Origin of the sequence: Microbacterium sp. H37-C3, assembly GCF_027157935.1 — a bacterium.
Lineage (GTDB): Bacteria > Actinomycetota > Actinomycetes > Actinomycetales > Microbacteriaceae > Microbacterium > Microbacterium plantarum.
Genome location: NZ_JAPVLR010000002.1, coordinates 478,983 through 490,901, shown reverse-complemented (window position 1 = coordinate 490,901; position 11,919 = coordinate 478,983). Strand labels below are relative to the sequence as shown.

Annotated in this window: 8 protein-coding genes; 3 read left to right on the top strand and 5 right to left on the bottom strand. The window is 71.0% G+C overall.

Annotated features, from left to right (window positions below; translation table 11 throughout):
• Positions 1 to 15: 15 nt before the first annotated feature.
• The 4 genes from O1W71_RS07290 to O1W71_RS07275 form a co-directional block, all read right to left on the bottom strand.
• Positions 16 to 687 carry a DUF624 domain-containing protein gene (locus O1W71_RS07290; protein ID WP_269267190.1) on the bottom strand — a complete coding sequence of 224 codons (672 nt, stop codon included), beginning with the start codon at positions 685 to 687 and terminating at the stop codon, positions 16 to 18.
• A 4-nt stretch (positions 688 to 691) separates the two neighbouring features.
• Complete coding sequence (locus O1W71_RS07285) at positions 692 to 1,612, bottom strand: carbohydrate ABC transporter permease (RefSeq protein ID WP_269267189.1); 921 nt, start codon at positions 1,610 to 1,612, stop codon at positions 692 to 694.
• Positions 1,612 to 2,547: a carbohydrate ABC transporter permease gene (locus O1W71_RS07280; protein WP_269267188.1), complete on the bottom strand. Its 936-nt coding sequence runs from the start codon at positions 2,545 to 2,547 to the stop codon at positions 1,612 to 1,614. The genes O1W71_RS07285 and O1W71_RS07280 overlap by 1 nt, the downstream gene beginning before the upstream one ends.
• 92 nt (positions 2,548 to 2,639) lie before the next feature.
• Positions 2,640 to 5,903, bottom strand: coding sequence for an extracellular solute-binding protein (locus tag O1W71_RS07275; RefSeq protein ID WP_269267187.1), 3,264 nt, complete (start codon positions 5,901 to 5,903; stop codon positions 2,640 to 2,642).
• Between the two features lie 166 nt (positions 5,904 to 6,069).
• Here O1W71_RS07275 and O1W71_RS07270 point away from each other — a divergent pair, with 166 nt between their 5' ends.
• The 3 genes from O1W71_RS07270 to O1W71_RS07260 are packed head-to-tail and all read left to right on the top strand — an operon-like array spanning position 6,070 to position 10,711.
• The gene (locus tag O1W71_RS07270; protein WP_269267186.1) at positions 6,070 to 7,953 is read left to right on the top strand and encodes a heparinase II/III domain-containing protein; all 1,884 of its coding nucleotides are present in this window, start codon (positions 6,070 to 6,072) and stop codon (positions 7,951 to 7,953) included.
• Complete coding sequence (locus O1W71_RS07265) at positions 7,950 to 9,065, top strand: substrate-binding domain-containing protein (RefSeq protein ID WP_269267185.1); 1,116 nt, start codon at positions 7,950 to 7,952, stop codon at positions 9,063 to 9,065. The genes O1W71_RS07270 and O1W71_RS07265 overlap by 4 nt, the downstream gene beginning before the upstream one ends.
• Positions 9,062 to 10,711, top strand: a complete 1,650-nt coding sequence (locus O1W71_RS07260) for an acyltransferase (RefSeq protein ID WP_269267183.1) — start codon at positions 9,062 to 9,064, stop codon at positions 10,709 to 10,711. Before O1W71_RS07265 ends, O1W71_RS07260 begins: the two co-directional genes overlap by 4 nt.
• A 74-nt stretch (positions 10,712 to 10,785) precedes the next feature.
• Here O1W71_RS07260 and O1W71_RS07255 read toward each other — a convergent pair whose 3' ends face one another.
• Complete coding sequence (locus O1W71_RS07255) at positions 10,786 to 11,919, bottom strand: glycerate kinase (protein ID WP_269267182.1); 1,134 nt, start codon at positions 11,917 to 11,919, stop codon at positions 10,786 to 10,788.

The following is an 11,919-nucleotide window of genomic DNA, read 5'->3' as shown; positions in this document are numbered from 1 at the left end:
GGGTTCCTTCGGGGTTCAGACGGTCTGGGGCTCGGGATCACCGAGCGCCGGACGGAGGATGTATCGGGCGTTGGCCCAGGCGAGGTAGAGCGCCGGCGCCGAGGTGAGACCGATCGCGATGGCCGGCATCGAGACGAACAGCCCCGCCTGCAGCGCGATGACGGCGAGCGAGACGAGGCTCAGCCACCACCGGCGCACGCTCAGGAGCACCGCCGCTCGGGCGATCGAGCGCAGCGAGGCGTCGGGCTCTTCGGCGAGGGCAGCGAACGCGACGAGACCCGATGCGAGCAGGAGCACGGTCAGCACGCCGAGCACGGGGACGACCGCGACCCCCGCCTGCATCGGTGCGAAGAAGCGGACGTCGACCAGCACGACGACGAGGGCCGCCACGACGATCCCGCCCAGCACGATGGCCTTGCGCCACGAGCGCTTCCAGCTGCGGACGAAGGTCCGGACGACCTGGTTCTCACCCTCGCCGTGGGCGCGGAAGGTCGCGAACGCCGCCGTGATGCCCGGTGCGCACACCGGTGCCACGACGGCGAGCATCGGCCACGACAGCGCGGGGTCGGTGATCACCAGCAGCACGACGAGCGGCAGGCACGATGCCAGCAGCAACAGGTTCGTCATGAGCCCGAGGTAGACGACGCCGAAGACGGTCGCGTAGGTGTTGTGCGAGATGCGCTTCACGGCCTCAGCCCTTCATCCCGCTGGTCGCGATGCCCTCGACGAAGTACTTCTGCCCGACGAGGAAGATGATCGCGATCGGCACCACCGAGATGACGAGTCCGGCGAACAGCAGGGCGTAGTTGGTGTCGTAGAGGTTGCTCACGAAGCTCTTGAGTCCGAGCTGGATGGTCCACAGGTCGGGGTTGCGCAGGTAGATGAGCGGCCCCAGGTAGTCGTTCCAGGTGTTCACGAACGTGAGCAGCGTGAGGCTCGCGAGGGCGGGCACCGAGAGGGGCAGCATGATGCGGCGCCAGATACCGTACTCGCTCAGGCCGTCGAGGCGCGCGGCCTCCGAGAGCTCCTCGGGGATGGTCTCGTAGAACTGCTTCATGAGGAACACCCCGAAGGCGCCGAACGCCTGGATGAGGATGATGGCCCACAGCGTGTTCGAGACCTTGACGTTGGAGAGCAGGATGAACTGCGGGATCATGTACGACTGCCACGGCACGGCGATCGTGCCGATGTAGGCGAGGAACAGCACGTCGCGGCCGGGGAAGCGGATGCGGGCGAAGCCGTAGGCCGCGAACGACCCGGTCAGCACCTGCAGGAAGGTGACGACGACCGCGAGCACGAGCGTGTTGCGGATCCAGGTCAGCATCCCCGACTGGTTCCAGATGTCGACGTAGTTCTGCCAGACGAACACCTCGGGGATCCACTGGATCGGCACCGAGAAGACCTCGTTCGCCGTCTTGAGCGAGCTCATGATCATCCAGAAGAACGGCAGCAGCAGTGCCGCCGCGGCGATGATGAGCGCGACGTAGCCGGCGAGGCGTCCGACGCGGCGCAGCGGCGACACGGTGTCGGGGCGGTGTCCCTCGGGCAGGCCGTCGGCTGCGATCTTGCGCAGCGCCCGGCGGTCGTCCTGGGGTACGAGAAGATTCGTCATCAGACGTTCCTCCGCTTGTTCCAGATGAACTGGAGGATGGTCACGAGGATGCAGAGGAAGAAGAGCGCCACGGCGGCCGCGGAGGCGTAGCCGAACTGGTTCTCCTCGAACCCCTTGCGGTAGATGAACTGCGAGATCACGAGCGTCGACTGACCCGGCCCGCCCTCGGTCATGACGAGGATCAGGTCGAAGATCTTGAACGAGTTGATCGTGAGCATCACGGTGACGAAGAACATCGTCGGCCGCAGGCACGGCAGGGTGACGTTCACGAAGCGCTCCCACGCGTTCGCGCCGTCCATGCGGGCGGCTTCGTAGAGCTCGCGGGGCACGGTCTGGAGCCCCGCGAGGAACAGGATCATGTAGTAGCCCATGTCTCGCCAGGTGCTGACGATGACGACGGCGGGCATCGCCCACTCCGACGAGGTGAGCCAGCCGGGCGGGTTGGCGATGCCCACGGCGCGGAGGATCTCGTTGATCGGGCCGTACTCGGGGCTGAAGAGCAGGTTCCACACGACCGCGATCGCGACGATCGAGGTGATGTAGGGGAAGAACGCGGCGGTGCGGAAGAACGCGACGCCGCGCAGCTTGTTGTTCAGCAGCAGCGCGAGACCGAGCGACGCGATGATCGTCAGCGGGATGTGCAGCGCGGCGTAGTACAGAGTGTTGACGAACGAGATGCGGAAGCTGCCGTCACCGAGCAGCCGCTCGAAGTTGGCGAGGCCCACCCAGTTCGCCGTGCCGAAGATGTTCCAGTTCGTCAGCGACATGTAGAACAGGGTGATGACCGGCACGAGGGTCAGCAGGGCGAAACCGACGAAGTTCGGCAGGATGAAGCTCCACCCCAGCAGCGTGTTGCGCAGGGTCAGCTTCGATCGCCTGCGGCGCTGCGCCGGCTCGGGGCGGCGCGCCTTCGGTGAGGCGGCAGTGGTGGTCATGGTGTCTCCTGGGGAGGACGGCGGGGGATGCGGCCGGCGCGGGGTGCCGCGCCGGCCGCGGGGTGCCGTCGGCGAAGCGACGGCACGCGGGATCAGTCGAGACCGACCTCGTTGGCGACACGGTCCTCGGCCTCGGTGATGGCACGCTCGACCGGGGTCGAGCCCGACAGGATCGCGCTGTGCATGTCGTTGAGGATGTTCTGGATCGCCGCCGTCTTGTTCGACGTCGGGTTCTCGGGGTGGACGTCGCCGGTCGACCACGCGAACTTCGACAGCTCGTCGGTCGGAGCGCCCTCGACGGCGAAGTACGCCTCGGTGACGGCGTCGTTCGACGCGGCCGGGGTGATGCCGATCTTCGACAGCTCCTCGGCGGCCTCCAGGCTCGCGGCATAGGCGAGGAAGTCCTTCGCCGCCTGCACCTTGGCGCCGTCGATGTTGGCGTTGATCGAGAAGCCGGTCGGGTCGCCGAACGTGACGGGCGTGTTGTCCATGCCGGTCGTCGACGCGTCGAGCTGCGGAATCGGGGCGATGCCCCACTCGAAGTCGTTGGCCTCACCGGAGGCCTGCTGCGAGATCAGGGTCGCGACGTACCACGTGCCCATCGGCAGCATGGCGGCCTTCTGCGTGCCGAACTCGCCCTGGTAGGTGAGCTGGTTGGCCGTCGAGGTGTTGAAGTCGACCTGCGCGCCGGCACCCTGGAGCGCGAGCACCCGGTTGTAGTAGTCGGCGAAGTAGCCGTAGTCGCCCGAAAGCACGTCGGTGTCCTCCTGTGCCGAGGCGAAGCCCTGCACGGTCGACTGCCAGCGGTGCTGGTAGGTGCCCTTCGCGACTCCCGCGGTGTTGATCGCCTCGGCGGCCGCGTCGTAGTCCTCCCACGTCCACGAGCCGTCGGGGTACTCCTGGCCCGCGGCGTCGAAGAGCGCCTTGTTGTAGAACAGCACCCAGCGGTCCTGGCGGTAGGGCACGCCGTAGGCGGTGCCGTCGACCTCGTACGACGAGGCGCCGCCGACGCCGTCGGGCAGCTCGACGTCGGAGACGTCCATGAGCTGGCCGCCCTCCTGGAACGTCGTGACGAACTTCACCTCTTTCTGGGTGATGATGTCGGGTCCGACGCCCGCGGCGAGGTCGGCGGTGACCAGCGTGTTGTACTCGGCCGCGTCGTACTGCTTGAGCTCGACCGTGACGTCGGGGTTCTTCTCGTGGAAGGCGTCGGCGAGCACCTGGAACTCGGGGGTGGTGTCGAGGCTCCACCCCGACAGGGTCAGGGTGACGGGGCCGTCGGCGGTCTGGGCGGGCTCGGATCCCCCGCCGCAGGCGGCGAGCGACAGGGTGGCGACGACCGCCATTCCTGCTGCGGCTGCGAATTTGCGCTTCATGCGTGCTGCTCCTTTGCGATTGCGTGCGAGGTCCCACGTCGGACCTCGTGATGCCGAAGCGCCGGGGCAGGCGATTCGGAGTCGATGAGACGGCTCACGGTCCGGGCCCCGTCGGGCCAGGTGACCGTGACCGAGGCGCCGTCGACGGCGACGGCCGCGTGCGGTGCGCTGCGCTCGCCACCGGCGAGATCGAGCAGGGCGACGACGGGCTCGCCGACGCGCACCGCGTGCTCGATGACGGGCACGAGACACGAGTCCCGCGACGCCGCCGGTGGCCAGGGCGCGGACGCCGCTGCTGCGGCCCCGCGATGACACCCACGCTCCGGTGTCGTCGGTACCGCCGACCACCTCGTCACCCGAGAGCGGCCAGCCGCCGAGGCGGAGTCGCAGCGATGCGGCATCCTGCCCGGGCGCGAGTGCGTCGACGACGATGACGCGCACCTCCGACGATCCGCGGACGATCGAGGTGGTCGTGACGGTGCCCACGGACGTGGCATGTCCGATCAGCCCGGATCCGTGACGATGCGCGCTGGGGACCGGGTCGACGAGGTGCGCGTCCCAGCGGGATGCCGCGATCCCGACCCGCCCGTCCGCGTCATCCTGCACGCGCACGTCGCGCAGGGTCATGGCGGTACGGTGCGTCGCACGTCCGTCCGCGTCGACGAGTGCGACGGACTGCTCGAGCGGCTCGAGCCAGCCACGCTCGTCGACGATCGGCGAGGTGGCCGTGGAGTAGCCCAGTCGCGCGTAGAGCGGTGAATCGGTCGTGCGGTCGCCCGGGAACGCGTGGTCGGTGCCGTGGTTGATGATGCGGACGATTCCGTCGGCGACCGTGCCCGACACGATCCAGCCGGGCGACGCGATCGCGCGCAGGTCATCCCCCGCCTCGATCGGCAACGGCTCCGCCGGGGCCGTCCAGGCCGGGTGGTCGGCGGGCAGCAGCAGACCGAGGAAGCCCTTGACGGCCCAGTACGGAGAACCGGGGCCGGAGTACGACTGCGCGAGCCCGCGCCAGGTGCCGTGCCAGCCCATCGTGAGCAGGCCGTCGGCGTCGGGGGCGCCGCGCTCGGCGAAGTGCGTCACGATCCGGTCGGCGGCGTGACGGAGGCGGCCGGGGCTGTGTGAGGGCACGTTCGCGATGGCGCCGGCCCAGAACGGCGCGGCGGCGGCGAAGCGGTAGATGAGGCTCCGGCCCTGGATGAGGGGCGAGCCGTCGCCGCCGACGAGCGCGAGGGCGTCGTGGAGGAACGCGTCGAGTCGGGCGACGTCGGCGTCCGTCCGGCCCTCGGCGAGGTCGGCGGCTCCCGTCATGCGAGCCCAGAGGATCGGATAGACGTGCAGAGCCCAGCCCACGTAGTGGTCGTACGAGCGCTCGGCACCGTCGGAGAGCCAGCCGCCCTCGCGGACGAACGAGTCGTGACGGACGAGGTCGGCGGCGATGTCGTCGGCCGACCAGGGGCCGCCGACCGAGCGCAGGAAGGTCTGCACGACGATGCGGAACCAGACCCAGTTGGTCTGCGGATAGGTGTCGTCGCCGACGACGGGAGCGAGGTAGTCGACGACGCGCTGCTGCGTGAGGGTGTCGAGACGATCCCAGATCCAGGGGCGGGTCAGATCGAGGACGAGGGCGAGGGATGCCGCCTCGACCTTGGCCTGCGCGTGCTCCTCCATCCGAACCCACCGGTCGGGTGCGTTCGGGTCGACGCCCGAGACGATTCCGCGCGAGTAGTGCGCGATGAGCTCGTCTACCCCCTCGCCTCGTGCGCCCGCGATCCGGAATCCCGCGAGCAGGAAGGTGCGCGCGAAGCCCTCGAGCCCATCGACAGCGTGGCCGTAACCGCCCTCGGCGCCCGGGAAGTGGATGCGGCCCGCGCCGGGCGTCGCGTGACGGAGCGCGGCATCGAGCAGAACGTCGGCGCGGGCGACCCAGGTGTCACGCTCGGTCGCGCCGTGTGGCGGGTTCGGGTGCTCGGAAGTCACCGGTTCTCCTTCGAAGGGCTTCATGGTCGTCATCGTTGATCGCGACCGATTCGGAGATTAGCAACACGATTCGATCATTGCAAGATCTGCTTCGTTTCTTTATGATCGATACTGATCGATTCATTCGTCTCGACTGGTGACGCCGCCGTCACCCGAAGGAGCAGCCGTGCTGTGGAACACCGAGGGCTTCGCCGGCCCGCTCGCGGCGGTCTGCGGCGACGTCCCGGCTCGCCTCCGCCCGCCCGGCGACGCCCTACCCGTGCCCGACGCCGAACATTGGGCCCGGCTGATCCCGACATCCGCCGCGCGCCCGCTCATCGACCGGGCACGCGCCGACCTCGACGCTCCGTGGCCGCAACCCCGCGCGAGCGCGGCAGCGCGCGTGCATCGCGACGGCGACCGCGACGGCTACGAGCAGCGGGTCTTCGCGCGGCAGCGGCGGCTGAGTCGGGCGGTGGTCGCAGCACTGTCGGACCCCGACCCCCGATACCTCGATGAGGTCGCGGACGGCGTCTGGCTGCTGTGCGAGCAGTCGACGTGGTGCTGGCCCGCCCACGACGACACCTTCTCGCGGCACGGGTCGGTGCTGGCGACCGTCACCGACCCGTTCCTCGATCTCGGCGCGGGCGAAGTCGTCGGACAGCTCGCGTGGATCGACCACGTGCTCGGGCGACGACTCGACGACCGGTACCCGGGACTGCGGCAGCGCATACGTCACGAAGCCCGAGCGCGCGTCATCGACCCGTTCCTCCGGCGACGCGACTGGCACTGGCTCGGACTCGACGGTCACGTCCACAACTGGAATCCGTGGATTCACGGAAACGTGCTGGTCGCCGCGCTCGTGCTCTGCGACGACGGCCGCGAACGCGACGAGCTCGTCGCCCTCGTGGCGCAGGGCCTCGACCGCTACGTCGCGGCTCTGCCCGCCGACGGCGCGATCGACGAAGGCTATGCGTACTGGTGGAACGGCGCGTGCCGGGCGCTCGAGGCCCTCGATCTGCTCGCCTACGCCACCGACGGCGCGTGGGATCCCGTGCCCGAGGTGGACTCCTTGCGCGAAACGATCGCGTTCCCGCATCGCTCGCATCTCGGCGGCCCCTGGTACGTCAATCTCGCTGATGGCCCCGCCCGTCCGCCGGCGGACCAGCCGTGGCACGCCCTGCACCGGGCGGCTCTCGCCGTCGGCGACGACGACGCCCGCCGACATGCCGCCGCGCATCGCGCCGACGACGCGCCCGCCACCGAGGACGCCGGGCTCGGTCGCCTGCTGCGCGCCCTGTCCGACGACGCCTGGCGAGCCGAGACTCCCGGTCCGAGCCCGCTTCCCTCGGACGTCTGGCTCCCGTCGACACAGGTCTGGCTGGCACGCGGACGAGCGGGCAGCGCCGCCGGGCTCACGGTCGTGCTCAAGGGCGGTCACAACGACGAGAACCACAACCACAACGACGTCGGCTCGATCATCGTCGCGTCCGACGGCGTGCCGGTGATCGTCGACGCCGGCCGGCCGACCTACACGGCGCAGACCTTCGGCCCCGGCCGATACGACATCTGGACCATGCAGAGCGACTGGCACAGCGTGCCCCGCATCTCGGGCTCGGCGCAGCCGCACGGCGCGGCGTTCGCGGCATCCGATCCGGTCATCGTCCGAACGGATGAGATGGAGGCACTGGATCTCGAGATCGGCGGCGCCTACCCCGCCGGCTCGGTACGCTCGTGGCGACGCCGGGCTGCGCTTCACCGCTCGGGACACGTCACGATCGACGACCGCTGGGAAGCCGCCGGACCGGATACCGAGGTGCGCCTGCTCCTCGCGGGCTCGGTGACGACGGGCGACGGATGGGCTCGCGTGACACCGCTGGACGGAGCGACCCCGGTGCGCATCACGTGGCCCGCCGGGGCACCGCACACCCTCGTCGTTCGCGAACTCGACGATCCGATGCTGACCGACGTCTGGGGCGACCGCCTGAGCCGCCTCGCGATCAGCGCCGGTGGTCGTACCGAGCTGCGTGTCACGGTAGAACAGGAACGGAACGAGGACGAGCGACCATGACCGACCCCACACCGGCGCTGCTGGCGGCCGAGCGCCGCGCGCACATCCTGGCGACGATGGAGCGCGAGGGCGCCGTGCGCATCTCGCAGCTGACCGACGAGCTGGGCGCCGCCACGGTGACCCTGCGACGCGACCTCGCGCAGATGGAGCAGGAGGGGCTGCTGCAGCGCGTGCACGGGGGCGCCATCCCCGCCACCGGTCAGCACACGCACCCGCCGGTCGCGGGCAGCGGCCCCGAGTCTGCCGCCGGCTCGATCGCCGTGCTCGTCCCCTCGCTGAACTTCTACTGGCCCGGGGTCGTGCGGGGCATGGAGGCCGCCGCACGCCGCCACGGACTCAAGGTCCACCTCCGGGGAGCGTCGTACGAGCTTCAGGACGAGCGTCCCGTGCTCGAGCGTCTCGTCGCGAGCGGCGACATCCGCGGCCTGATCGTCGCGCCGAATACCGACACCCCGCATTCGCAGGACGTCGTTCAGTGGCTCGCCGACTGCGGCACACCGAGCGTTCTCGTCGAGCGCGACGCGATCGTCCAGCCCGCCGGGGTCCCCGTCGAGGCGGTGACGACCGACCACGCGCTCGGCGCGGTCCTCGCGGCGCGCCACCTCGCCTCGCTCGGTCACCGCAAGGTCGGGCTGGTGCTCTCACGCAACTCCCCCACCTCGCGCAAGATCGCCGCCGGCTGGCAGGCCGCGTGCGAGGAGCTCGGGCTCACGCCCGCCCAGCACATCGAGACGACCCTGCCCGACCGGGCGAGCGCGGAGTTCTCCGCCGCGGTCGACACGACCCTCGACCGGGCGCTCGGAAGCGGTGTCACCGCCCTTCTGGTGCACTCCGATCCCGAGGCGATGGCGTTCGTCGACCTCGCGCTCAACCGCGGCATCTCCGTGCCCGACGACCTGTCGATCATCGCTTACGACGACGAGGTGGCGGAGCTGTTCACGCCCGCGCTCACCGCCGTCGCACCGCCCCGCGTCAGCGTCGGCGAGACGGCGGTCGAGCTGCTCGTCTCGCGGATGGCCGACCCCGGCCGGCCCACCCGTCGCGTGATGCTCAACCCCACCCTCGTCGTGCGCGAGTCCACCGTCGCACCGCGGGCGGACGGCCCGGCGTGATCGACCGTCACGACTACTCGCCATGGGATTTCTGGTCCACGGCATCCGCGGAGAGCCGGCGCCGCCAGCGCGAGCATCAGGCGGCGCTGGCGAACCAGCACGCGGACTGGTCGTTCGGCGATGACTGCTTCGTCTCGGAGCTTGCGGCGCTCGACGCCGACACCCTCGACCTGGGCGATCGCTCGTACATCGCCGCGGGCGCATTTCTCACCGGCACCCTGCGCATCGGCGCGGACTGCTCCGTGAATCCGTCGACCGTGGTCCGCGGCGACGTCGTCTTCGGTGACGGCGTCAGGATGGGCGCGCACAGCTCGGTGCTCGGCTTCAACCACTCGATGGAGCCCGGGACGCCCGTCTTCCGGCAGCCGCTGACCAGCCGCGGCATCCGCATCGCCGACGACGTCTGGATCGGCTCGCACGTCGTCGTCCTCGACGGGGTCACCGTGGGCGCCTCGGCGGTGCTCGCAGCCGGTGCCGTCGTGACGAAGGACGTGCCCGCCGGCGCGATCGTCGGCGGCAACCCCGCTCGTCTGCTGCGGTGGCGCGTACCGCCCGGGGACGAGGCCGCGGCGCCGAACCGTCTGCGGGTGCGTCTGACCGACTTCGCCGACCGGGCTCGCGCCGAGGCCGGCGAGGTGCTGCGGCGTTCGCTCGACCCGGATACCGGGCTGTACGCCGACCGGCCGGGCGCCGCGCCGACGGTGCGGGCGCAGGGCGATGCCGTCGAGATCGCCGACCTCCTGTTGGGGTCGACGCCGCCGGACAGCGACCGGTCCGAGCTCATCGCCCGGCTGCGCGGCTGGCAGGATCCGGAGACGGGCGCGGTGCCGCCGCTCGGCGCGGTCGGCGTTCCCGGCTGGGATGACGGCGACACGGCCTATCACGTGCTCTCGACCGGCTACGCGCTCGACCTGTTGGGGTCGGAGTTCGCTCACCCCATCGGACTGATCCGCGACGCCACGGCCGATTCCGTGATCGAACGGCTCGATGCATTGCCCTGGGACACCGATCCTTGGAACGCCGGACATCACGTCGACGCGATCGGGACGGCTCTGCTCTGGGCCCGGCGCCGGGGCGACCGCATCACCCCGGGGGTGGCCGAGGCGCTCTTCGGATGGCTCCTGACGCATGCGGATGCCGCGAGCGGCATGTGGGGCGGCGCCTCCGCCGACCGCGGACTGCTGCTCGTCGTCAACGGCTTCTACCGCGCTTCGCGCGGGACCTTCGCGCAGCACGGCATCCCCGTCCCGCATCTGGAGGCCGTCATCGACACGGTGCTCCGCCACGCCCGTGACGACCGCTGGTTCGACCCGGCACGGCTGGATGCCTGCAACGTGCTCGACGTCGCCCATCCCCTCTGGCTCACGCGGGCAGCCGGATACCGCCGCGCCGAGGTCGAGAACCTCGCGGCGCGCCTGCTCGACCATGTGCTCGACGAATGGCGAGCGGGGTCGGGCATGAGCTTCCACCTCGCCGGTGCAGAGCCGGGACTCCAGGGCACCGAGATGTGGCTCGCGATCGTCTGGTACCTCGCCGACCTGCTCGACCTCTCGGACGCGCTGGGGTATCGACCACGGGGCGTCCACCGCCCCGAACCGGCGCCCGCCTCGCATCAGTCACTCAATGCACGGCCAAGCGCCCAGTGAACGACCTTCTTGCGTGAGCAAGCCGTGCGCCCGCGGCGAAGCCGTTCACTCGGGCGAGTCAACGCGCGGGCAGGCTAGATACGGGCCAGCGCGGCGCCGGCGGCGCGGAGCCAGCGAGCGGGGTCGGCGAGTGAGGCCGCGGCGGATCCCGCGAGGTCGGTGAGCGAGACGGAGGACGCGAACGCGGCGGTGTCGGCGTCAGCGGCGATCCGCCCCGCGACGAGGGCGACCGGCACCCCGGCGCCCGCGGCGAGCTCGGCGACGAACGCGGGGACCTTGCCCGCCGCCGACTGCCCGTCGAACGAGCCTTCGCCCGTGATGACGAGGTCGGCTCGGGCGATGGCGTCGGCGAGGCCGACGAGCGCCGCGACCTCGCGAGCGCCCGGGCTCAGGCGCGCGCCCCACGCGAGCAACCCGAACCCGGTGCCGCCGGCGGCTCCGGCCCCCGGCGTGGCAGCAAGCGACGCCCCATCCGGCACGAGGTCGGCGAGCCCGCTCAGCGCCGCGTCGGCTGCGGCGACCTGAGCCGTGTCGAGCCCCTTCTGCGGTCCGAACACGGCGGCAGCGCCACGCGCACCGAGCAGTGGGTTCGACACGTCACTGAGCACGTCGACGCCGCCCGGGGGAAGCGGTCGGAGCTCCGACAGGTCGACGTGCGCGATGTCGGCGAGGCCGCGCGCGCCGGGGGCGACGTCTCGTCCGGCTGCATCCGTGAACCGGGCGCCCAGCGCGCGCAGCATCCCGGCTCCGCCGTCGGTCGACGAGCTCGATCCGATGCCGAGCACGAGGCGGTCGACTCCGGCGTCGAGCGCGGCGGCGATCGCCTCGCCGAAGCCGGTGGTGTCGGCGTCGAGGCCGCGTCGCTCGTCGCCCAGCAGCTCGATCCCCGAGGTCGAGGCCAGCTCGACGACGCCCACCGAGCCGCGATCCGACGCCGCCGACCGGTCGCCGGATGTCGGGGGAAGCAGCAGCCAGGACGCATCGACGGCTGTCCTCGCGGGGCCCGTGACGGTGACGGGCATCCGGCGCGCCTCGGGGATCGCCGCCGCGAACGCGTCGAGCGTGCCCTCGCCGCCGTCGGCCATCGGGCGCAGTTCGAGAACGGCGCCGGCGTCGGCGGAGACCCACCCCGCGGCGAGCTCACGCGCAGCCTCCGCGGCCGCGATGGAACCCTTGAAGCTGTCGATCGCGACGACGACGCGCGTCAC

Bases quoted from the DNA above. Each gene is read 5' to 3' on its own strand.
- O1W71_RS07285 (WP_269267189.1), bottom strand. From the start codon at position 1,612: ATGACGAATCTTCTCGTACCCCAGGACGACCGCCGGGCGCTGCGCAAG.
- O1W71_RS07265 (WP_269267185.1), top strand. From the start codon at position 7,950: ATGACCGACCCCACACCGGCGCTGCTGGCGGCCGAGCGCCGCGCGCAC.
- O1W71_RS07280 (WP_269267188.1), bottom strand. From the start codon at position 2,547: ATGACCACCACTGCCGCCTCACCGAAGGCGCGCCGCCCCGAGCCGGCG.